General features: G+C 65.9%; 23 protein-coding genes. 9 read left to right on the forward strand and 14 right to left on the reverse strand.

Annotated features, from left to right (window positions below; translation table 11 throughout):
* From HUX88_RS26895 to HUX88_RS26905, 3 genes are all read right to left on the reverse strand, one after another.
* Positions 1–290: MCP four helix bundle domain-containing protein (locus HUX88_RS26895; RefSeq protein ID WP_176363746.1), on the reverse strand; the 290-nt coding region annotated here is incomplete at its 3' end.
* On the reverse strand, positions 290–781 hold the full coding sequence (locus HUX88_RS26900) for a chemotaxis protein CheW (protein ID WP_117010134.1): 492 nt from the start codon (positions 779–781) through the stop codon (positions 290–292). The genes HUX88_RS26895 and HUX88_RS26900, both read right to left, overlap by 1 nt.
* A gap of 93 nt (positions 782–874) precedes the next feature.
* Positions 875–1,189: a hypothetical protein gene (locus HUX88_RS26905; protein WP_117010133.1), complete on the reverse strand. Its 315-nt coding sequence runs from the start codon at positions 1,187–1,189 to the stop codon at positions 875–877.
* A 158-nt stretch (positions 1,190–1,347) separates the two neighbouring features.
* Between HUX88_RS26905 and HUX88_RS26910 the strand changes: the two genes are divergently transcribed.
* From HUX88_RS26910 to HUX88_RS26920, 3 genes are read left to right on the forward strand one after another with little or no spacing between them, the layout of a single operon-like run.
* A complete protein-coding gene (locus tag HUX88_RS26910; RefSeq protein ID WP_117010132.1) occupies positions 1,348–2,007 on the forward strand; it encodes an HD domain-containing protein in 660 nt (219 codons plus the stop codon).
* Between the two features lie 21 nt (positions 2,008–2,028).
* Positions 2,029–3,288: a TCR/Tet family MFS transporter gene (locus HUX88_RS26915; protein WP_176363747.1), complete on the forward strand. Its 1,260-nt coding sequence runs from the start codon at positions 2,029–2,031 to the stop codon at positions 3,286–3,288.
* Complete coding sequence (locus HUX88_RS26920) at positions 3,285–4,085, forward strand: transporter substrate-binding domain-containing protein (RefSeq protein WP_176363748.1); 801 nt, start codon at positions 3,285–3,287, stop codon at positions 4,083–4,085. The genes HUX88_RS26915 and HUX88_RS26920 overlap by 4 nt, the downstream gene beginning before the upstream one ends.
* Before the next feature lie 19 nt (positions 4,086–4,104).
* On the opposite strand, the gene HUX88_RS26925 is transcribed toward HUX88_RS26920, so the two are convergent.
* Both HUX88_RS26925 and HUX88_RS26930 read right to left on the reverse strand, forming a co-directional pair.
* Positions 4,105–6,018 (reverse strand): CocE/NonD family hydrolase, encoded by a 1,914-nt coding sequence (locus tag HUX88_RS26925; protein ID WP_117010129.1) that lies wholly within the window; start codon positions 6,016–6,018, stop codon positions 4,105–4,107.
* A gap of 56 nt (positions 6,019–6,074) precedes the next feature.
* The gene (locus tag HUX88_RS26930; RefSeq protein WP_217916466.1) at positions 6,075–6,284 is read right to left on the reverse strand and encodes a hypothetical protein; all 210 of its coding nucleotides are present in this window, start codon (positions 6,282–6,284) and stop codon (positions 6,075–6,077) included.
* A gap of 307 nt (positions 6,285–6,591) precedes the next feature.
* Between HUX88_RS26930 and trpS the strand changes: the two genes are divergently transcribed.
* Together trpS and HUX88_RS26940 are read left to right on the forward strand one after the other, a co-directional pair.
* Positions 6,592–7,644, forward strand: a complete 1,053-nt coding sequence (gene trpS / locus HUX88_RS26935; protein WP_176363750.1) for a tryptophan--tRNA ligase — start codon at positions 6,592–6,594, stop codon at positions 7,642–7,644.
* Between the two features lie 35 nt (positions 7,645–7,679).
* On the forward strand, positions 7,680–7,943 hold the full coding sequence (locus tag HUX88_RS26940; protein WP_229219569.1) for a DUF1294 domain-containing protein: 264 nt from the start codon (positions 7,680–7,682) through the stop codon (positions 7,941–7,943).
* Between the two features lie 7 nt (positions 7,944–7,950).
* Here the strand turns inward: HUX88_RS26940 and HUX88_RS26945 are convergent, their stop codons facing one another.
* Entirely contained in the window at positions 7,951–9,306 is a 1,356-nt protein-coding gene (locus HUX88_RS26945; protein ID WP_176363751.1) for an erythromycin esterase family protein, read from the reverse strand.
* 81 nt (positions 9,307–9,387) lie between these two features.
* Between HUX88_RS26945 and HUX88_RS26950 the strand changes: the two genes are divergently transcribed.
* Positions 9,388–10,347 (forward strand): DMT family transporter, encoded by a 960-nt coding sequence (locus tag HUX88_RS26950; RefSeq protein ID WP_117010124.1) that lies wholly within the window; start codon positions 9,388–9,390, stop codon positions 10,345–10,347.
* A 17-nt stretch (positions 10,348–10,364) separates the two neighbouring features.
* On the opposite strand, the gene HUX88_RS26955 is transcribed toward HUX88_RS26950, so the two are convergent.
* The 7 genes from HUX88_RS26955 to HUX88_RS26985 all read right to left on the reverse strand — a co-directional run bounded on the left by HUX88_RS26955 (position 10,365) and on the right by HUX88_RS26985 (position 18,376).
* Entirely contained in the window at positions 10,365–10,994 is a 630-nt protein-coding gene (locus HUX88_RS26955) for an FMN-binding negative transcriptional regulator (RefSeq protein ID WP_117010123.1), read from the reverse strand.
* Positions 10,995–11,083: 89 nt separating this feature from the next.
* Positions 11,084–11,698 carry an LON peptidase substrate-binding domain-containing protein gene (locus HUX88_RS26960; protein ID WP_176363752.1) on the reverse strand — a complete coding sequence of 205 codons (615 nt, stop codon included), beginning with the start codon at positions 11,696–11,698 and terminating at the stop codon, positions 11,084–11,086.
* Positions 11,699–11,967: 269 nt separating this feature from the next.
* Positions 11,968–12,300 (reverse strand): H-NS family nucleoid-associated regulatory protein, encoded by a 333-nt coding sequence (locus HUX88_RS26965; protein ID WP_373886849.1) that lies wholly within the window; start codon positions 12,298–12,300, stop codon positions 11,968–11,970.
* A 210-nt stretch (positions 12,301–12,510) separates the two neighbouring features.
* On the reverse strand, positions 12,511–13,425 hold the full coding sequence (locus HUX88_RS26970) for a LysR family transcriptional regulator (protein WP_117010120.1): 915 nt from the start codon (positions 13,423–13,425) through the stop codon (positions 12,511–12,513).
* Positions 13,422–15,746 carry an adenylate/guanylate cyclase domain-containing protein gene (locus tag HUX88_RS26975; protein WP_176363753.1) on the reverse strand — a complete coding sequence of 775 codons (2,325 nt, stop codon included), beginning with the start codon at positions 15,744–15,746 and terminating at the stop codon, positions 13,422–13,424. Before HUX88_RS26975 ends, HUX88_RS26970 begins: the two co-directional genes overlap by 4 nt.
* Positions 15,743–16,018 (reverse strand): hypothetical protein, encoded by a 276-nt coding sequence (locus tag HUX88_RS26980; RefSeq protein WP_373886850.1) that lies wholly within the window; start codon positions 16,016–16,018, stop codon positions 15,743–15,745. The genes HUX88_RS26975 and HUX88_RS26980 overlap by 4 nt, the downstream gene beginning before the upstream one ends.
* 126 nt (positions 16,019–16,144) lie before the next feature.
* A complete protein-coding gene (locus tag HUX88_RS26985; protein ID WP_229219570.1) occupies positions 16,145–18,376 on the reverse strand; it encodes a TonB-dependent siderophore receptor in 2,232 nt (743 codons plus the stop codon).
* A 157-nt stretch (positions 18,377–18,533) separates the two neighbouring features.
* Here HUX88_RS26985 and asd point away from each other — a divergent pair, with 157 nt between their 5' ends.
* Positions 18,534–19,382 (forward strand): archaetidylserine decarboxylase, encoded by an 849-nt coding sequence (asd, locus tag HUX88_RS26990; protein ID WP_176363806.1) that lies wholly within the window; start codon positions 18,534–18,536, stop codon positions 19,380–19,382.
* Positions 19,383–19,385: 3 nt separating this feature from the next.
* Here asd and HUX88_RS26995 read toward each other — a convergent pair whose 3' ends face one another.
* Complete coding sequence (locus HUX88_RS26995; RefSeq protein WP_117010118.1) at positions 19,386–20,297, reverse strand: LysR family transcriptional regulator; 912 nt, start codon at positions 20,295–20,297, stop codon at positions 19,386–19,388.
* Between the two features lie 112 nt (positions 20,298–20,409).
* On the opposite strand from HUX88_RS26995, the gene HUX88_RS27000 reads away from it, so the two are divergent.
* Together HUX88_RS27000 and HUX88_RS27005 are read left to right on the forward strand one after the other, a co-directional pair.
* Positions 20,410–21,009, forward strand: a complete 600-nt coding sequence (locus tag HUX88_RS27000) for an FMN-dependent NADH-azoreductase (RefSeq protein ID WP_117010117.1) — start codon at positions 20,410–20,412, stop codon at positions 21,007–21,009.
* A 17-nt stretch (positions 21,010–21,026) separates the two neighbouring features.
* Positions 21,027–21,896 carry a pirin family protein gene (locus HUX88_RS27005; RefSeq protein WP_176363754.1) on the forward strand — a complete coding sequence of 290 codons (870 nt, stop codon included), beginning with the start codon at positions 21,027–21,029 and terminating at the stop codon, positions 21,894–21,896.
* Positions 21,897–21,935 lie beyond the last annotated feature (39 nt).

The raw sequence follows: 21,935 nt of genomic DNA on the forward strand, positions 1-21,935 counted from the left end.
GCCGAGGGGGCCGACGATGCCTTGGCCTCGTCGGCGAAGAAGGCCGCCAGCGATGGATCGCTGCTGCGGGCGATGGCGGTGGTGCGGCGGATCGCGCTGTCGATCTTGCTGGACCAGTCGGAGATCATGCGCTCCTTGGCCAAGGGTACTTGCATCATGTCGCGCGTGGCGGTGGCCACGCCCTGCAGGCGCCACACCGAAATCCCGGTGATCAGCATGGCGAACGCCAGGATGATGGAGAAGCCCAGCGCCAGGCGCTTGCCGATGCTGATATTGGCCAGCATGCCCATTACGCCGCCAGCGCGGTGGTCTCGACCAGGCCCATGTCGGCGCTCGACATCAGCTTGTCGATGTCGATCAGGATCAGCATGCGCTCTTCCAGCGTGCCCAGGCCGACGATATGGTCGCTCTTCATGGCCGCGCCGATTTCCGGCGCCGGCTTGACCTGCTCGGGCAGCAGCGTGGTCACGTCGGAGACGCGGTCCACCACCATGCCGACCACGCGGTGGCCGATGTTGAGGATGATGACCACGGTGAACTGGTCGTACGACGGGGTGCCCAGGTTGAACTTGATACGCATGTCGACGATCGGCACGATGATGCCGCGCAGATTGACCACGCCCTTGACGAAGTCGGGCGCGTTGGCGATGCGGGTCGGGGTTTCGTAGCTGCGGATTTCCGCTACTTTTTGTATGTCAATGCCGTACTCTTCCTGGCCCAGGGTGAAGGCCAAGTACTCGCCGGCGGGGTTCGTTGCGTGCAGTTCGCTTACATTAGACATGGGGTTTCCTTCATTGCCAAAGTGATTGGCGGCAATGTTACCTCAAGTCAAGTTATTAAGCACCAAATAAATGCATCCGGGCAATAAATTGTGTTAACGTTTCCAGCTGGGGTTTTCGACCAGGCGGGCGGCGGCGGCGGACGGCAGCGGACGCAGCACGGTGGTGGTCACGGCGCGCGGATTCATGGCTTCGCGTTCGGGGCGCAGGGTCTCGTTCTCGGCCTGCGCGCGGCGCGGCGCCGACGCCGCCAACGCGGCGGCCGCGTTCGGACGGGCGCCGGCCAGGCGGCTGTCTTCCCCCTTGATCTGGAAATGGGGCGTCACGGTCGGGGTGTCGTCGAGCGCCAGCGCGGGGGCGCTGAGCAGGCTCAACAACATCGGTGCAAGCGCCAGGAAGTTACGCATCATAGTGCCTGTGATTATCAAATATGGTTGCATTTTGCATAATTTCGTCCCGCTTGGCAAGCAAACAATTGTTAATTGCCGCCAAGTTCCACTGCACAAGGGCCGTATCAGGCTGTATGATCTGAAAAAAAGAACGTCGAGACAGACATCACGGGAGAACAATGAACAGCTTGCTCAACAGCTGGCACCCGCGCCTGGTCCGCCTGGCCAGCGCCGCCGCCGGAGCCGACGGCGCCCACGACACCAATCACCTGCACCGCGTCTGGCGCAACGCCAGCCTGCTGCTGGACGACTATCCCGAGGCCGACGCGCTGGTCGTGCTGGCCGGCTGCTACCTGCACGACCTGGTCAACCTGCCCAAGAACGATCCCGAACGCCACCTGGCCTCGCGCAAGGCGGCGCTGCTGGCCAGCCGCCAGCTGGCCGAACTCGATTTCCCGTCCAATAAGCTGGCCGCCGTCGCGCACGCGATCGAGAGCCACAGTTTTTCCGCCGCCATCCGCCCCGAGACCATCGAGGCCAAGATCGTGCAGGACGCCGACCGCCTCGACGCCCTGGGCGCGGTGGGCCTGGCGCGGCTGTTCTACACGGCCGGGCGCATGGGCAGCGGCCTGGCCCACCCCGACGATCCGATGGCGCTGCACCGCGATCTCGATGAAAAAGCCTATGCGCTGGACCACATCGACACCAAGCTGGCCACCCTGCCCGGCAAGATGCAGACCTCCGCCGGCCGCCACCTGGCGCAGACCCGCCTCAACGAGCTGACCGCCTTCCGCGACAGCTTCATCGCCGAGTGGGCCGCCAGCCCGGCCGCGCCCTGACCCTTTTCATTCACCGATCACATGGCCACCCCCGATACCGCTGCACCCGCCCTGCCGGCCGCCCCGGCGCCGGGCAACCTGAACTTCATCCTGATCTGCGTCTTCATCGACATGCTGGGCATCGGCCTGATCGTGCCGGTGCTGCCGATGCTGGTCGGAGAATTCACCGGCTCGCGCGAGAACCAGGCCTACTGGTTCGGCATCATGAGCGCGGTGTTCGGCCTGATGCAGTTCATCTTCATGCCCATGCTGGGCGCCCTGAGCGACCGCATCGGCCGCCGCCCGGTGATGCTGTATTCGATGGCCGGCATGTGCATCAACTTCCTGTCCACCGCGTGGGCGCCCAACCTGGCCTACCTGTTCATCGGCCGCGTGGTGGGCGGCATGTCGTCGGCCAGCATGTCGGTGGCGTCGGCCTACGCGTCGGACATCTCGACGCCGGAGAACCGCGCCAAGAGCTTCGGCAAGGTCGGCGCGGCGTTCGGCCTGGGCTTCATCTGCGGCCCGATGCTGGGCGGCCTGCTGGGCAGCGTCAACCTGCACCTGCCGTTCTACGTGGCCGGCGGGCTGTCGGCCGCCAATTTCGTCTACGGTTATTTCGTCGTGCCGGAATCGCTGCCGGCGGAGCGCCGCTCGACGTTCAAGCTGGCCAAGATCAATCCCCTGTCGGCGCTGTTCAAGCTGGCGCGCCGCACCGACATCCGCGGCCTGGTGGTCACCTTCTCGCTGGTCACCTTCGCGCAGATGATGCTGCAGACGACCTGGGTGCTGTACACCCACTTCCGCTTCGCCTGGACGCCGGGCCAGAACGGCGCGGCCATGTTCTGCGTCGGCCTGACGGCGGCCGTGGTGCAGGCCGGCCTGCTGGGCATCCTGATCAAGCGCTTCGGCGAGGTGCGCCTGTCGCTGCTGGGATTGGGCTCGGGCGCCATCACCTACCTGCTGTACGGCCTGGCCACGCATGGCTGGATGATGTATGTGCTCATCCTGTGCAATGTGCTGGCGTTCGCGGTCGGCCCGGCGCTGCAGGCCATCGTCTCGAAGGCGACGCCGCCCCACGAACAGGGCGAGTTGATGGGGTCACTGCAATCGGTCAGCAGCCTAGGGGTGATCTTCATGCCGCTGCTGGGCACCGCCATCCTCGGTGAAGTCAGCCACCTGCCGGCCGACGACTGGCGCATCGGCAGCACCTTCTACCTGTGCGCGGCGATGCAGGCGGTGGCCATCCTGGTGGCGCAGCGCTACTTCCACCAGCATCATATGCGGGCGGCCAAGCCATGAAGCGCCACGCCATCGCCGCGCTGCTGGCGGCCTGCGTGGCGCAGGCATGGGCCGGCGACTGTTCGCGCGACATCGCCGTGCCGGTGTCGTCCAGCGGCGCCAGCGTGCAGATCGAGGGCACGCGTGTCGGCGGCATCTATCCCGACCTGCTGCGCGGCGCGGGCGGCAAGAACGGCTGCAACTTCGTATTCTCCGTGGTGCCGCGCGCGCGCCAGGTGGCCATGTTCAAGGCCGGCAAGGCGGACCTGTTGGTGCCGGCCTCGCGCACCCCGTCGCGCGACCTGGCCGGCACCTTCGTGCCGATGATAGGCCATCGGGCGATGCTGATCTCGGTGGCCGGCCAGCTGGCGCCCATCCCCAGCGCGAAACACCTGCTGGAGCGGCGCGAGCTGCGCGTGGCGGTGGTGCGGGGCTTCGACTATGGCGAGGAATACACGGCGCTGGTGAACGAGCTGGCCAAACAGGGCCGCCTGTTCACCGAGGTGGACGTGGTGGCGGTGGCGCGCCTGCTGCACGCCGGTTCGGCCGACCTCACCATCATGGGGCCGACGCTGATGGCCGGGGCGATCCGGCGCGACCAGCGCGTCAACGGCCTGCAGGACAGGCTGCGCATGGAGGCCATCCCCGAGCTGCCGTGGCAGGACAGCGGCGCCTACGTGTCGCGCGCCCTGCCGCCGGCGGACCAGCGGGTGCTGATCGACATGCTGGACAAGCTGGGCAAGTCGAACCAGGTGCTGGAAGGCTACCGCCGCCACTTCCGCGCGGACGTGCTGGCCGACAGCGTGCGTCCGCGCTAAACGGTTTATTCCGTTTAGCTTATTTCCCCTCCACCACCGGCAGCTCCAGGGCGCTGCTTTCGGCGCCGGCGTGGTACACGCGCAGCGTCGCTTTCTTGTAGTCGGCCGGCTTGGCGTGGAAAATGTTCTGCACGTAGGTCTGCGGATTGCGGTCGTACAGCGGGAACCAGCTGGACTGGATCTGCACCATCACGCGGTGGCCCGGCAGGAATACGTGGTTGGCGTTCGGCAGCGCGAAGCGGTACTTCTCCACGGCGCCCGGCGCGACCGGCGACGGATGCTCGAAGCTGTTGCGGTAGCGGCCACGGAAGATGTCCATCGCGATGCCTAGCTGGTAGCCGCCCAGCTCCGGCTGCGACGGCACTTCGTCCGGGTAGACGTCGATCAGCTTGACCACCCAGTCGGTGTCGGTGCCGGTGGTCGAGGCGTACAGGTTGACCATGGCGGCGCCGGCGATCTGCAGGCGTGCCTTGAGCGGCTCGGTGACGTAGCTCAGCACATCGGTGCGGTCGGAAACGCCGCGCTGGTCGCTCACCAGCCATGGGCGCCACACGCTGGCGTCGTTCATGTGCACCGGACGCGGGACGAACGGCACCGGCTTGGCCGGGTCGGACACGTATTCGTCGAAGCCCGCGCCCTGCTGCGGCGCGTCGAAGTCCAGCTTGAAGTCGGGCTTCAGGTAGATCGGCTTGAGCGGCGCCGGGCAGCCGGTTTCGCACGCCAGCGGCCAGCGCTGCAGGCGCTGCCAGCGATTGACGCCGGTCTGGTAGAACAGCACCGGCGGCGTGTCGGCGGCCGGCGCGCCGTCCTTCAGGTATTGGTCGAGGAAGGGCTGCATCACGTCGCGGCGGAATTCCAGCGCGGTGTCGCCGGTGAACTTGAGCGGGCCCAGGCTGGAGCCGTCGTAATTGACGCCGCTGTGGCGCCACGGCCCCACCACCAGGAAGTTCTTGTCGTTGGCCTTGTCCTGCGGTTCGACCGCCGAGTAGAACGCGTGGGCGCCATAGATGTCCTCCTGGTCCCAGTAGCCGACCACGGTCATGGTGGGCACCTTCATCGGGCGCTTGGCCAGGATCTTGTCGAGCGCCTGCTGCTGCCAGTAGCTGTCGTACGCCGGGTGCTCGAACAGCTTGCGGACGAAGTTGAGCTGGTCCAGGCCGAACTGCCGGGCGTAATCGGCGGTGGAGCCGCCGCGCAGCACGCCCTCGTAGTCGTCGTAGACGCCGGTGGCCAGGGTCTTGCCGCTGCCCTTGGCGGCGGTCTGGCCGGCGATGTAGCTCAGGTTGGTCACGCGGAAGGCGCCGTTGTGGAACCAGTCGTCGCCGCGCCAGCCGTCGACCATGGGACTCATCGGCACGGCGACCTTGAGCGCCGGGTGCGGGTCGACCAGCGCCATCAGCACGGTGAAGCCTTCGTAGGACGAGCCTATCATGCCGACGTTGCCGTTGCTTTCGGGGACGTTCTTGACCAGCCAGTCGATGGTGTCCCAGGCGTCGGTGGTGTGGTCGGTGCGGGTGCTGTTGAGCGGGCCTTTAACAGGGCGGGTCATCACGTACTCGCCCTCGGAGCCGTATTTGCCGCGCACGTCCTGGTAGACGCGGATGTAGCCGTTTTCCAACATCACTTCGTCGCCCTGCCCGACCGTGGCCAGCACGCTGGGGCTGACGTTGCGCTGGGCGCGGCCGCTGGCGTTGTAGGGGGTGCGGCTCAGGACCATGGGGGCGTGGACGGCGCCCTTGGGGATGACGATCACGGTGTGCAGCTTGACGCCGTCGCGCATCGGGATCATGACGTCGCGCTTGACGTAGTCGGCGTTGGGGATGGCGGTGTCGAACTTGGCGGGGATGTCGGGCGCCATCGGCGGCGTGGATGTTTGCGCCGTTGCGGCGGAGACCATCAGGGTGGAAAGCACTGCAACTGCAAGAACACGCATATCGGCTCCGGTAAGGGGTATCGCTCAGGATCGGCAATACTACCTTATCGTTTAGATTAATGCATGAGCTTGAAGAGCACGGCGGTGACTCCAGTCTGCACGACCATCACACCGACCATCCACTGGATCAATTCGGACTTGAGCTGCGCCAGGCGCATGTCGAGATAGTTCTTGGTCACCAGGTGGGTGTCGATAAGCTGGAACATCGCCGAGGCCAGCGCCTTGGCCTGCTTCTCGGGCATGCCGCCTTCAGTCAGGGTATCCATAAACGCGACGGAATCGAAGTTATCGGCCATTTTAATCTCCTTTGTGTCAGACCGCGAGCATTCAATCTAGTTCCGAATCCCGCAGCGGGCCTTGCGGCGCCTCACACCTTGACAGACCGGCGCTGAACTGCAACCATACGCGGATGACTTTTTACACCACACTTCACGCCTGCCTGAATTGGCGCCGCTCCTAGCGCGCGGCCACTGTCTACCCATAGTGATGTGATATTTTTATCAACGCCGCCCTTTTCTGGTGGCGTTTTTTACATTCGTCGCGCCGGACCGGGGCAACGTAAAGGAACCCCTGATGAGCCTGACCGAACAGTCCGAAGTAATCGCCACCGCACCCGCCGCGTCCAAAGGCCCGACCGTGATCCTGACCGGCGACCGCCCGACCGGCCCGCTGCACCTGGGCCACTTCGTCGGCAGCCTGCGCAACCGCATCGCCTATCAGCACGAGTACAAGCAGTTCATCATGCTGGCCGACGCCCAGGCCCTGACCGACAACATGGACGACACCGGCAAGGTGCACCGCAACGTGGTCGAGGTGGCGCTGGACTATCTGGCGGTCGGCATCGACCCGGCCAAGTCGACCATCCTGATCCAGTCGCAGATCCCCGAACTGGCCGAGCTGACCTTCTACTACCTGAACCTGGTGACCGTGGCCCGCCTGGAGCGCAACCCGACCGTCAAGACCGAGATCGCGCTGCGCGGCTTCGAGCGCGACATCCCGGCCGGCTTCCTGACCTACCCGGCCTCGCAGGCGGCCGACATCTCGGCGTTCAAGGCTTCGCTGGTGCCGGTCGGCGAGGACCAGATCCCGATGATCGAGCAGACCAACGAGATCGTACGCCGCTTCAACCGCATCGCCAACAAGGACATCCTGGTCGAGTGCAAGGCGCTGGTGCCGGAGATCGGCCGCCTGCCGGGCACCGACGGCAAGGCCAAGATGAGCAAATCGCTGGGCAACACGATCAACCTGGGCGCCACTGCGGCCGAGATCACCGCCGCCGTGAAAAAGGTTTATACCGATCCGCTGCACCTGCGCGTGGAAGATCCCGGCCACCTGGAAGGCAACGTGGCCTTCATCTACCTGGACGCCTTCGATCCTGAAAAAGACAAGCTGGCCGAGATGAAGGCCCACTACGTGCGCGGCGGCCTGGGCGACTCCATCGTCAAGAAGCGCCTGGAAGTGGTGCTGCAGGAGATGCTGGCGCCGATCCGCGCCCGCCGCGAAGAGCTGGCGCAGGACAAGGGCTACATCATGCAGATGCTGAAGGAAGGCACGATGCGCGCGCGCGAAGTGGCCGCGCAGACCGCCGACGAAGTCAAGGCCGCCCTCGGCCTGAGCTACTTCTGAACGTTCCGGCCCTGCCGCCCTTCCAGCTCGCGCTGTTGCTGCTGGCGGCCGCGTATGGCCTGGCCAGCATCGTCTGCTTTATCGCCTACGCGATCGACAAATCGGCCGCCATCGGCCGCCGCCGGCGCATCCCCGAACGCACGCTGCTGCTGATAGGATTGGCCTTCGGCTGGCCGGGCGGCTGGCTGGCGCAGCGCTGGCTGCGCCACAAGTCCATCAAGACCAGCTTCCTCGTCAAATTCTGGCTGACCGCCGCGCTGAACCTGCTGGCGGCGGGCGGGCTGCTGGTCTGCCTCTAACGTCCCACTACAAGCCGGACGGATAGGTCTCGGGCAGTTCGTCCAGGCGCCAGTGCGCGGACAACTCCAGCGGCTTGACGGCGTTGGAACAGTCGGCATGGATCACGGCGTCGAACTGGCGCGCCACCTCGGCATCGAAGTAATGGCTCTGGCGTTCGGTCTCAGGGCGGTAGACCACGCCGATGGCACGCTCCAGCAGCGTGGCCGGCAAGGCCGCGCGGGCGTCCGCGCACGCGCGCAGCGGCAGCAGGAAGCGCGCCAGCCGGGCCGGATCCTCCTCGGTCACCTGGTGCAGCAAGGCCTCCAGGCTACCCGGCAGCGAAGGCCGCACGCGCTTGAGCTGGGCCGGCCCGTCCCATTCGCTGGCGGCCGTCACCGTGCCGTCGTGGGTGCTGAAACCCAGCAGGTAGACCGCCGCCTCGCCGTGCCGCTCGCGCGCCAGCTGCCCCAGGTTGAGCTGTCCTCCACGCCCCATTTCCGTCGCCCGCGCGTCGCCCAGGTGCGAGTTGTGCGCCCACACCACCAGCCGCGCCGGGCCGCTCCTGTGTGCGGACAGGTGGGCCAGCAAGGCGTCCAGCGTGTCGGCCATGTGGCTGTCGCGCACATTCCAGGACTCGTCGCGACGGCTGAACATGGCGCGGTAGTAGCGCTCGGCGTTTTGCACCACGCGGGCATTCTGCTGCGCGTAGAACAGCTCGTCCGGCACCGCGCCGCCGGCCACGTCCAGATGCCGCTGCGCCTGCGCGGTCAGCTCGGCCAGCTGGCGCACCACTTCCTTCTCGCAGTCCTCGCGCAGGCCAAGGCTGGCGAGGTAGCCGTAACGCAGCGGATCGGCGCCGACGTGGTCGATGCAGCTGTAGCGTTCGCGCGCACGGCCGGCGGCCGACGGATCGGCCTGCTCCAGGTAGCGCACCACCAGGCGCATCGACTGGTGCAGGCTGTATAAATCCAGGCCGTAGAAGCCGATGCGGCGCGCCGGCTCCCGCACCTGCTGGTTGTGCAGCCGCAGCCAGTACAGCAGCTCGACCATCTCCTCGTTGCGCCACATCCATTGCGGGAAGCGCTGGAAGCCGGACAACGCCTGGTCGGCGCTCTGGTCGGCGCCCTTCAGCTGGACGAAGCGGCTCGCCTGCAGCGCGTCCGGCCAGTCCGCTTCGACGGCGATGGCGTCGAAGCCGTGTTCGACGATCAGCCGCTTGCTGAGGGCGGCGCGCAGTTGATAGAACTCGCGCGTGCCGTGGGTGGCTTCGCCCATCAGCACCAGCCGCGCCTGGCCGATGTTGCTCAGCACGGCGTCGAGGTCGTCGTCGGTGCGCAGCGGCAGCACCTGCTCCCGCAGCACCGCCAGGGCTTGGTCGGTCATGGCAGTCTCCCTAAACAAATCCACGCAGGTATGCAATACTCTAGGTCGATTTTTATTTTTGTGCTTTGGAAAGAGTGTGCGATGTGGACTGGGATCTTGTGCGGCTTGCTGGCGGGCGCGATGTGGGGCATGGTGTTCATCGTGCCGGAATTGCTGTCGGCCTTCACGCCGCTGGAGATGGCCTGCGGCCGCTACATCGCCTACGGCCTGATCGCGGCCGGCCTGATGGCGCGGCGCCTGCCTGCCCTGTTGCGCCGCCTGGACCGCGGCGATGTGGCCGCGATGATCAAGCATGCGCTGGCCGGTAACATCGTCTACTACATGCTGCTTGCGCTGGGCGTCAAGTTCGCCGGCGTGGCGGCCACCTCGCTGATCATCGGCGTGCTGCCGATCTCGGTCACGCTGATGGGGAGCAAGGACCATGGCTCGGTGCCGCTCAAGCAGTTGATGCTGCCGCTGCTGCTGGTGGCGGCCGGCATCGCCTGCATCAACGTCGATGTGTTCTCCCACGACGCGGGCAATGGCGCGCCGCTGCCGGACAAGATCCTCGGCGTGCTGTGCGCGGCCGGCGCCCTGCTGTGCTGGACCTGGTATTCGGTGGACAACGCGCGCTACCTGAAGCGCAATCCGCATTTCAGCAGCGGCGAATGGTCGGCCTTGTATGGCGTGTCGAGCGGATTGATCGCGCTGGCGATCGCCCTGGTGGCGCTGGCGCTGTTCCATGCCGACGTTACCGGCGCCGGCGCCGTGGCCAGCGGCCGCGACTGGACGCTGTTCTGGATCGTCAACGCGCTGCTGGCCCTGGGCGCCTCGGTGATCGGCAACCATCTGTGGAATGTCGCCAGCCGCAAGGTGCCGCTGACCTTGTCCGGCCAGCTGATCCTGTTCGAGACCTTGTTCGCGCTGCTGTACGGCTTTATCTACAAGCAGCAGCTGCCGCGCGGGCTGGAGATCGCCGCCATGCTGCTGCTGGCGGCCGGCGTGCTGTGGTCGATGCGCGTGCATGCGCTGGACGAGGCCAGCGAGGCGCATGCCGGCTAGCGTTCCGGCCGCTCCGGCTACTCGGGTTTGAGGCGCTCGGCCACCAGCTGCGCCATCGGATCGTCGCCCAGGCCCGCCACCACGCCACGCTGGTCGGCGGCGCTGCGGTTCTGGTTGACCTTCCATTTGCCCACCAGGCTGTCGATCGGGATCTCGATGCCGACGATGGCCTTCATGGTCGCGGCCATGAAATCGACCGGCGCGTCGTCCAGCTCCCACGGCTGCGGCATGCCGCTTTCGTGGAAGGCGGTCATGCGGTCCAGCAGGCGGCGCAGCCAGAACGGATCGTCCACCGCGCGGCCGGCGCCGCGCGCCTGCACCATCGCGTAGTTCCAGGTCGGCACCACCTTGTGCGTGGTGCGCTTGGTTTCGTACCAGCTCGGGCTGATGTAGGATTCCGGCCCCTGGAACACCACCAGGCACGAGGTCGCCGTCTCCAGCTTGCGCCACAGCGGATTGGCGCGCGCCACGTGGGCGCGCAGCACGCCCAGGCCGCTGTCGCCCTCGTCGGCGTACAGCATGAACGGGATCAGGTCGGCGGTGACGCCGTCGGCATCGGCCAGGATCAGCGTGGCCAGCGGGAAGGCGCGCATCAGGCCGTGGCGGACTTCGAGACGGTCTTCGGCGAAGGCGGGTTGCAGGTACATGGCGGCTCGGGTGGCGTTGACAATGATGTCAGTCTAGCATCAACACCCGCCGGCCGACAGGGCCAGCGCTGGCCGCCCGCGTAGGGCCACTAATCGAGCAGGCCGTTCTCGCTCAGCACATCCTGGATCAGCTCCAGGCGCAGCACGGGATTCTCCTGCAGCAGCAGGCGCTGCTTCTCGCCCACGTCCAGCCGCAGCAGCTCGCACCAGCGGTTCGCCACCCAGCCGGCTTCGTCCAGCCGGTACGGCGGCGCCAGCGGCATGTTCGCGGTGGAGATCTGCTTCTTCTGCAGCGAACGGATCAGCGAGCCCAGCGCGTTGGCGACGTCCTGCTGCTCAGTGGGAACGGGCACCACCATGTCGTCGGCGACCTGGTCGACCTCGGCCATCCACAGGCCATGCTTGAGCTTTTCGGCCGACCGGATCTGGAAGCGCGTGGTGCCGACGCAGGAGATTTGCAGCAGTCCCGGCAACGGCGCGGTCCATTCGAGGATGCGGGCCATGGTGCCGGCGTCGGACAGGGTTTCCTGCATGTCGGGGATGCGCGTTTCGCTGCCTTCGAGCAGCGGGACCACGCCGAATTCCTCGCCATTGGCGATGCAGCGCTTGATCAGGTCCAGATAACGCACTTCAAACACCTGCAATGGTAAATGCCCGTCCGGGAACAGGATGGTATTCAGCGGGAAAAGAGGAATTGATGCCATTCCACTATCATCGCACGAAATGGCTGTGGCTGGTCTAGGCAGGTGACACTAACCTTAACGCTGAGTTAAGGCCGGGGGTAATTAACGCCGCCTTTCAGCATAAAAGCAACGTCGCGTGGCGACAGGAGATATAGAACCGCAATCAAAGCGGAGAATAAGACCCGCGGCGACTCGGCATGTATCGCGCCCCGAAAAAGAGAAAAGCCGGGAGCGGGGTTTATAAAAACATATAAACCCGCTCCCGGCTCGCGGCAAACCGACGGTGCGGCTTACTTAATCAGATACTGCTCTTTGTCCTTGCCTTCCAGCCATTTCGGAGCGCGGCCGCGGCCGGTCCAGGTCTGGCCGGTGGCGTCGTCGCGGTATTTGGTCGGCACCGGCGCGCGGGTCTTGACCGCCTTCACCTTGGCTACGCCGCCCAGATCCGCCACGGTCAGGCCGTATTCACGCATGATGGCCGTGACTTTCTCTTTCGCCTGCGCGATTTCATTTTTGCGGGCGGTTTCGGCCAGATTTTCCAGTTCGGCGATCTTTGCTTTGTATTCCTGGTAAGTCGTCATCTTATTTCCTTCTATCGGCAGGTTAGATTCTAAAAAAACCACTGGTGACAATGTGTGAGATTTGATAGCCGCAATTTACCATAACTTTGCACCAATTCTCCAGAGATATACGCGACAAATACCAATATAGCTATAAAAACGAATATTTTCCACCACTGTTGTTCAATTGAAGCGCGTATCGGACGGTTTTACGACGGCGCGGCAATATGCCCGCTTCAGAGAATAGCGCCCGGTGGATTAACTGTTTTCTATTCAGCCGCACAGCGGCCGGTGCTCGATGCCGTCCTTCACCACTTTGCGGATCAGGTTGGCCAGGCGGCAGGTGGCGGGGCCGGCCACCTCGGGGTTGGCGACGATCAGCGACAGCGACAGCTTGCGGCGCTGCCCCACGCGCAGCGGCAGCGGCTTGAGCAAGCCCTGCTCCAGCTGGGTCCGTATCTTGTGCTCGGGCAGCCAGCCGAAGCCCAGGCCGTTGCAGATCATCTCCAGCCGCGTGTGCGGGCTGGTGACGGTCCAGCGCTGGTTGCTGCTGAGCCAGCCGTGGTCGCGCGGATTGAGCGTGCCCGAATCGCGCACCACGATGTGCAGGTTGCGGCCCAGGTCCTCCACTTCCAATTCGCGGCCAAGCTCGTGCAGCGCGTGGCAGGGATGGGCCACGGCGATGAACTCGATATCCATCAGCACGTCGCCCAGGAAGCCCGACGGGATGCGGCTGGCGATGGCGATGTCGACCCGCTGTTCGACCAGCGCGTCCTCGGAGCCGGACAGCACGGTCTCCTCCAGGTTGACGCGGGTGTGCTTGGCCCAGGGTTCGAAATCGCGCAGCACCTGCACCAGCAGCTCGACCGGGAACAGGCTGTCGACCGCGATCGAGACCTGCGGCTCCCAGCCCTCGGCCAGGCTGGTGGCCAGCTGCTCGAGCTGGAAGGCGTCGCCCAGCAGCTCGCGCGCCTTGGCCAGCAGGGCCTCGCCGTTTTTCGTCAGGCGCGCGCGGCGGCCGTCGATTTCCAGCAGCTCGACGCCCAGCTGCTCCTGCAGCTTGGCCACCATGTAGCTGACCGACGACTGGCTGCGGTGCAGCGCCTCGGCCGCCTGCGCGTAACCGCCGCATTCGACGATGGCCTGCAGGACCTGCCACTGCTCCAGCGTGCTGCGGGGGATCTTCACTTCGATTCCATCACGAAGGTGCCGTCCCAGTCGTCGGGCGGCGGGTTGGCCGCCATGTGCAGGCTGCGCTCGATGTACAGCGCGGCCACGCGGTCGTGCGGGTTGAGCGACAGCACCTCGTCGAACAGCTTGCCGGCGGCGGCCCAGTTGCGCTTGCGGTAGCTTTGCAGCGCGTTGCGGAACACGCCCATGGCCTCGACCAGGTTGGGATAGCTGTCCTCGCTGTGGTAGTCCATCACCTCGTAGATCGACACCGGCCGGGTCTTGCCCTTGACCACCACGATGTCGACCTCGCGCAGGCGGTAGGTGCCGCGCAGCGCGCGGTAGGTTAACTCGCTGATGAGGATGTGGGCGCCGTACTGCTTGCAGGCCGATTCCAGCCGCGCCGCCAGGTTCACGCCATCGCCGATGATGGTGTAGTCCATGCGCTTCTTGGAGCCGATGTTGCCGGAGACGACCTGGTCGGTGTTGAGGCCGATGCCGATCTCCACCGGCGGCTTGCCTTCGCGCGCGCGCAGCGCGTTCCAGGCGCGCAGCTCGGTCATCATGGCGATGGCGGTGCGCAGCGCGCGGTCGGCGTCGTCGTCGTGGCCGACCGGGATGCCGAAGGCCGCCATGATGGCGTCGCCGATGAACTTGTCGAGCATGCCCTCCTCGCGCTGGATGCAGTCGACCATCATCGTGAAGTATTCGTTGAGCAGCGTGACCGTGCCCTGCGCGCCCAGCTGCTCGGTGATGGTGGTGAAGCTGCGGATGTCCGAGAACAGCACCGTGGCCGGCACGTTTTTACCGCCCAGCATTTCGGCGCCGTTGGCCACCATCTGGTCGGCGATGCCGGGATCCATGTAGCGCGACATGGTCGAGCGCAGGCGCTTTTCGCTGGAGATGTCCTCCAGCATCAGCATCCAGCCGATACCCTTCTTCTCCATCGACAGCAGCGGCTGCACGCTGAAGTTGACCGACAGCGTGGCGTCCTCCACCACCAGCTCGGCGTCCATCAGGTGCTCGGCGCTCTGGTTTTCCTCGACCTGGCGCAGCTTGTCCATCACCCAGCTGTTGGCGCCACCGAAGAAATCCTGCGCCGGGCGGCCCAGGATGCCGTCCGGCCCGGTGCGCAAGATCCGCAGGCCGGCCGCGTTGCAGGTGACGATCTTCTCCTGGCCATCCAGCGTGATGACGCCGTTCGACATCGACTCCAGCATGGCTTCGTTGTAGTTCTTGATTTGCTGGACGTCGGCGAACAGCTTGGCGTTCTCCAGCGCGATCGAGATCTGCGCGGTGAAGGCGCGCAGGCGCGACTCGTCCTCGTGCGTGAACGGGCCGCCGCGCTTGTTGAGCACCTGCGTCACGCCGATGATCTTGCCGGCCTTGTTGACGATGGGGACGCACAGAATGGAGCGCGTGAAGTAGCCGGTGCGCTTGTCGAAGGCCGGGTTGAAGCGCAGGTCGGCGTAGGCGTATGGGATGTTGATGGTCTTACCGGACGTGAAGACGGCGCCGGCGATGCCGGCCGTGTTGGGCAAGCGGATCTGCAGCGACTCCAGGCCCTGCCCCACCTCCGACCACAGCTCGCCGGTCTTCTCGTCGTTGAGGAACAGCGTCGAGCGCTCGGCGTTGAGCAGGCGCGTGGCCTCGCCCATCACTTTCTGCAGCAGCGAGCCGAGCTTGATGTCGGCCGTGACCTCGGACACCACGTCGATGAACTCCATCTCCTGGCGGCGGATCTTCTTCATGCTTTCGAGGAAGCGCGCGCTTTGCAGCGCCAGCGTGCCTTGCGTGGTGAGCGCCTCCAGCAGTTGCAGGTCGGCGCGGGTGAACTTGCCGCGCCGCTTGTTGAGCGTCTGCGACACGCCGATGATCTCGCCCTTGAAGGTCTTGATCGGCACGCACAGGATGTTGCGGGTGACGAAGCCGGTCTGCTCGTCGATGGAGCGGTTGAAGCGCGGGTCGGCGTAGGCGTCGGCGATGTTGAGCGCCTCGCCGGTGGTGAACACGTGGCCGGCGATGCCGGTGTGGTTCAGGAAGCGGATCTCGCGCTGGATGTTGCCCTGTGCGACGCGGGAGAACAGTTCGCCGGTCTCGGCGTCGTTGAGGAACAGCGTGCCGCGCTCGGCGTCCAGCTCCTCGGTGGTGACGTCGATCAGCGCGGTGAGGATTTCGTCCAGCGTGTCGTAGGCGGCCATGCGGCGCGATACCTCCAGCAGCAGCTCGACCTGGCGCAGCCGCTTGCGCTGGGCGCCCGCCGCCGCTTGGGCCGATGCGGCCTCGCTCTTGGCGGGCGGCTTGGCCGGCACGCTGCGGATGGCGGGCTTGGCGCTCATGCGCGCGCCTCCAGCGTGTCGCGCAGGGCGCGGATGGTGTCGTGCAGCTGGGCGACCTCGCCGTGGTGGAGCGTGCTGGCCTGTTGCAGCGCGTCGAGCTTTTCCTGCGTCACCCGCTCCAGGCTGGCGCGCAGGGCGGCGACGGTCTCGCGCAACTGGGTGATCTCGCTGTGGGCGAAGGACAAGGCGTCCTGCACCGCGTGCTGGCGTTCCTGGTGGGACAGCTCCAATTCCGAGCGCAGCACGACCACGGTGCGCTGCAAATCGCGCACCTCGGCCAGCGCCAGACGCAGGCTGTCGTCGTCCGGCTGCTCGATCTCGGTAACTTTAGGCTTTTTCAGAGGGGGCCCGCGGCAATTAAGTACACCGCAGAATCATATCACCTCGGAATCACGCCATCAAAAACGCTTTTCCACCGTGACGCGCAGCTGGGTTTCGCCGCTGGCCACGTTCAGTCGGTTCTGCGTGCCGTTGGCGTCGCTGTACAGGCTTTCCGTGACGTAGTCCTGCGCCAGCAGGTTGGAGACGGCGATCCGCAGATTGTTCTGGGTGTCGATTTTCCACAACGCGTACACGTCCAGGTCGCGGCGCACGCTGGTGTAGCCGCCCTGCGTGCCGCTCAGGCGCGCCAGGCCGCCGTTGCGGAAGCTGAAGCTGCCGCCGGTGCTGAGCGCGCCGCTTGGGCTCTTGTAGTCGACGCCCAGCGTGGCGCTGAGCGGGGTCTGCTGGTCGAGGCGGTTGTCAGGGCCGGGCACGCTGTCCACGCGCGACCAGTTGCGGCTGACGCTGGCGCGCAGGTCCAGCGCCGGCGCGTGCTCCAGCACCGCGCGCACCGGGAACTTGGCCTCCAGCTCGATGCCGCGGGTCTCGGCGCGGCCGTCGTTGATCGAGGTCGAGACCCAGCGCTCGTCCTCGTACAGCAAGCCCTGGTGGGTGTAGTTCTCGATGCGGCGCATCGAGGCGCTGGCGCTCAGCAGGCCGCCCTCGCCCCAGTAATGTTCGAACGACGCGTCCAGGCCCAGCGCCAGCTCCGGCTTCAGGTGCGGATTGCCACGGCGGTCGGGATCGGTCGGGCTGTTGTTCGTCGAGGTGAACTTGCGCGGCACCAGGCTGGCCGTGGACGGCGCCTTGTAGGTGCGGGTCAGCGCCACGCGCAGCTGGTCCTTCTTGTTCGGGAATTTGTACAGCGTCTGCATCAGCGGGCTGAGCACGCTGGAGCGCTGCTGCACGGCGTCGAAGGTGTTGCCCTCGCTGCGCGTGTCCAGGCCCTCCCAGCGCAGGCCGGTGTAGAGCGACCATTGCGGCGTCAGGTTCCATTCGTCCTGGCCGTACAGCGCCAGCCGCGTGACCTTGGCCGAGAAGCCTTCGTCGCTGTTGTCCGGCGTGGCGCCCGGCAGCGCGGCCTCGCGTTGCATGCGGGTGTCGTCGCGCTTGGTCACGCCGGCATCCCAGCCCATCGACAGCGCGTGCTCGGTCGGAGCCTCGCCCTTGCCGTCGGCCGGCGCCGCGCCGAAGGTCAGCGGCCGCGAGTACTTGCCCTGGGTGCTGAAGCCCTTCTCGCCGCTGGTCGAGATGACGGTGCGTTCCAGCGTGGCCGGCTTGCCGTTGTTGCCGCCGAACTGGAGGGAATCGGCGGTGTTGCGGTTGTCGCTGACGCCGGCCTTCATGTCCAGCTTGGCGCCACCGTCGAGCTTGTGCACCCAGTTCAGGTCGGTACGGCCGAAGGCGTTGTGGCTGCTGAAGGTGCTGTCGATGCGGTCGTAGTCCGGGCCACGGCCCAACGCGGTCGTGGTGCGGGTGCGGCCGTTGCTGACGAACTGGTTCAGGTTGACGAAGGTTTGCGAGGTCAGCGTGTCGCCGTTGTCGAGTGTCCAGTTGATGCGCGGCGACAGGTTCATGCCGTCGGCGCGGCCCTGGTCGCGCCAGGTCGTGGCGCGGTCCAGATTGGGCTGGCCTGCGGCGTCGGTGCCGGTGTCGAACGACGGATTGACGCGGGTGAACATGTAGCGCCAGGCGTTGCCGCCGAACGAGTACGAGGTCGAGCCCATCTTGTCCGACATCTGCAGGCTGAGCGACGGCGAACTGAACTTGCTGCCCTTGGCCTCGCTGAGCTTGACTTCGCGCTGGGCGGACTTCAAGGCTTTCTTCAGCACGATGTTGATGGTGCCGGCGATCGACTGCGTGCTGAACTCGGCGCTGGCGGCGCGCAGTATCTCGATTCGTTCGATCACCTCGGGCGCCAGGCTGTCGATGGCGAAGCCGGCCGGGGCGCGCTCGCCGTTGATCAGGATTTGCGTGTAGCCGCTGCCCAGGCCGCGCATGCGGATCTCGCCGCCGCTGCGGCCGGCCGCGCCGCTGACGGTGATGCCGGGCACGCGCTTGAGCACGTCGTTGACCGAGGTGTCGCCGTATTTCTGGATCTCCTCGCTGGTGACCACGGTCTTGCTGGCCGTGTCGTCGCGGCGCGGGTCGTAGCTGGCGGCGGCGCCCTTGATCTCCACCTTCTGCATCGGCGCCGGCTTGGGCTGCTCGACGGGCGGTGTTTCGGCCTCGGCGCGGACGGCGCCTACATAAAGGGACAACACGGCGGCGGCGATCTGCGTCAGGCGAAATTGGCGGGCGGGCATCATTCTGAAGGGCAAGTTGTAGGACAAGTCCGCGCATTATGCCTTGTTTTAATCAAAATGTTCGGAATTTGGCAAGTTGCGCTGCGTGTTTAGTCCATTTTTCTAAACCGCGCCGGCGGCCGGCGCTATAATGCGCGATCGTTCATTGTATGGATACCCTATCGTGTCTCGTCTTGCTGTCCTGCCGCACTACCTGCTTCCCAAGGGAGCGTTGACCAATTTTGCCGGCCGCGTAGCCGGCGCCAAATGGGGCGGCAAAACCACCTGGCTGATCCGCTGGTTCGTCGGCAAGTACAACGTCAACATGGACGAGGCGCTCGATCCCAACATCGAGAACTACAGCAGCTTCAACGAGTTCTTCACGCGCGCGCTGCGCCCGGACGCCCGCCCGATGGCCGACGCCGACTACATCTGCCCGATCGACGGCCGCATCAGCCAGTTCGGCGCGATCAAGGACGACCAGATCTTCCAGGCCAAGGGCCACAACTTCACGACCACGGCGCTGGTGGGCGGCGACGCCGAACTGGCCGCCAAGTTCCAGAACGGCAGCTTCGCCAACCTGTACCTGAGCCCGCGCGACTACCACCGCATCCACATGCCCTGCGACGGCAGGCTGACCCGCATGATCTACGTGCCGGGCGAGCTGTTCTCGGTGAGCCCGGCGGCGGCGCGCGGCATCCCCGGCCTGTTCGCCCGCAACGAGCGCGTGGTGTGCGTGTTCGACACCGCCCACGGCCCGTTCGTGATGACGCTGGTCGGCGCCACCATCGTCGGCAGCATGGCCACCGTGTGGCACGGCGTGGTCAATCCGCCGCGCATGCCGCATGTGTGCGAATGGCAGTACGACGACCAGGACATCGTGCTGAAAAAGGGCGAGGAACTGGGCCGCTTCCTGCTCGGCTCGACCGTCGTGATGCTGTTCCCGAAGGATGTGCTGAGCTTCAACCCGGCCTGGCAGCCGGCCGGCGCCGTGCAGCTGGGCCAGGCCATGGCCAAGCTGAAGCAGTAAGCCTCACCGCTCCACTGGGCGGCCGTCCTCGAAGGCGGTCTCCAGCATGTCGAGGAACACCCTGGTCTTGGCCGGCATCAGCCGGCGGCCGGGGAACACCGCCCAGCCCGTGACGACCGGGAATGCCCACTCCGGCAACACCCGCACCAACTCCCCGCTCTGCAGATACTCGCGCGCGAACAGCTCGGTCGAGGCGGCGATGCCGACGCCGCTGGCCGCCATACGCACCAGGATTTCCGGCGAGTTCGCCATCAGGCGCACCGGCATCTCGCGCTCCCACTCCACCTTGCCGCGCAACAGCTTCCAGCGTATCAGGCCGTTCAGCCGTGGAGGCAGGCTGAGCAGGTCGTGCCGGAACAGGTCGTCGGGATGCTCGGGCAGTCCGCGCAGCGAGGTGTACAGCGGCGACGCGTACAAGGCGATCTTGCTCAAGGTGACGCGGCGCGCGGCCAGCGAGGCGTCGTCCGGCAGGTTGCCCATGCGGATGGCCAGGTCGAAATTCTCCGCCACCAGATCGACCCGGCGCGGCGACAGGTCCAGCTCCAGCGAGATGGCCGGGTACTGGTTCATGAAGCGCGCCATCATGCCACCCATCGTCAGGTTGGCGAAGTCGGCTGGCATCGACACCCGCAGCAGCCCGCTCGGCGCGCCCTGCCGGTGCTGCGCCAGCGCGCCGGCCATCTCGGTTTCGTCGGCCACCCGCCGCGCGTGCTCCAGCAGGCTGGCGCCGAACTCGGTCAGCACCAGCTTGCGCGTGGTGCGCTGGAGCAGGCGCTCGCCCAGTTGCGCCTCCAGCAGCGAGATCCGGCGCGAGACCGTCGATTTGGGCAGCTGCACGCGCTGCGCCGCCAGGCTGAAACTGCCGCATTCCACGATGCGGGCAAACAAAAGCAGGTCGCCAGGGTCGATTTCCATGGGATTGTTCCATCAGTGGACTAATGTTATCCATTTTAACGGCTTCCGGAATGAATTTGAAACGATTAAAGTGACTCCATCGCAGCACAAACCCAATAACAGGAGCAACACCATGAACATCTTGCAAATCAACTCCAGCGCCCGCAGCACCGGTTCCGAATCCACCCGCCTGGCCGACGCCATCGTCGCCAAGGTCCGCGCCGCCAATCCGGCCGCCACGCTGCTGCGCCGCGACCTGGCGACCGATCCGCATCCGGTGATCGACGAGCCGACGCTGCAAGCCCTGTTCACCCCGGCCGACCAGCGCACCGAAGCCCAGGCCGCCCGCGTGGCGCTGGACGACGCGCTGATCGCCCAGGTCCAGGCTGCCGACGTGATCGTCATCGGCGCGCCGACCTACAACTTCGGCATCACCGCGCAACTCAAGAGCTGGTTCGATGCGATCGCCCGCGCCGGCGTGACCTTCAAGTACGGCCCGACCGGCCCGGTCGGCCTGTTGACCGGCAAAAAAGTGTATGTGGCGCTGGCCCGCGGCGGCATGCACCGCGACGCGCCGACCGACACGCAACTGGCGCACATCAAGATGTTCCTGAACTTCGTGGGCCTGAGCGACGTGCAGTACGTCTTCGCCGAAGGCTTGGGCATGGGTCCGGAAGCCGTGGCCAAGGCGCAGGCCCAGGCCGAAGCGGAGATCAACGCAGTACTGGTGTAACAAACAAGGAGATTGCCATGACCGACCAAGTAAGCAGCCCTCGCGGCGTAGAACGCATCATCAGCGGCCAGGCCGTCATGGACGGCGCCGGCGTCAAGATCAACCGCGTGCTGACCCAGCCATTGCAGCGCCGGCTGGACCCGTTCCTGATGCTGGATAATTTCGGCAGCGACCAGGCCAACGACTACATCGCCGGCTTCCCCAGCCACCCGCACCGGGGCTTCGAGACCGTGACCTACATGCTGGAAGGCCGCATGCGCCACAAGGACAGCGCCGGCAACGAAGGCTTGCTGACCAACGGCGGCGTGCAGTGGATGACGGCCGGCCGTGGCGTGATCCACTCGGAAATGCCGGAGCAGGAGGAAGGCGTGATGGAGGGCTTCCAGCTGTGGCTGAACCTGCCGGCGAAGGACAAGATGCAGGCGCCGTGGTACCGCGATTTCAACGGCGCCGACGTGCCGGCCTTCACCACGGCCGACGGCGTGGACGTGAAAGTCATCGCCGGCAGCAGCCACGGCGTGGCCGGCGCGGTGCAGCGCGAGGTGACGGAGCCGGTTTATCTCGACATCCATCTGCCGGCCGGCGCCAGCTTCAGCCAGGCGCTGCCGGAAGGCCACAACGCCTTCATCTTCACCTATCGCGGCGAGGTGAATGTGGGCGACAAGGCGGTGGCGTCGGGCCGCATGGCGATCCTGGCCAACACGGCGGGCGCGGACGGCGTGACGGTGCATGCGGAGCAGGCCAGCCGCCTGATCCTGGTGGCCGGCCGGCCGCTGAACGAGCCGATCGCGCAGTACGGCCCGTTCGTGATGAACACGCAGGCCGAGATCTTCGCCGCCGTTGAGGATTTCCGCGCCGGCAAGCTGGGCGAGGAAGCCCACGTGTAAGGTTGCACCAGCCGCCGGACAGGCATACTGCCCGGCGGC

Source organism: Duganella sp. BJB1802 (assembly GCF_013369445.1).
GTDB lineage: Bacteria > Pseudomonadota > Gammaproteobacteria > Burkholderiales > Burkholderiaceae_D > Rugamonas > Rugamonas vulcania_A.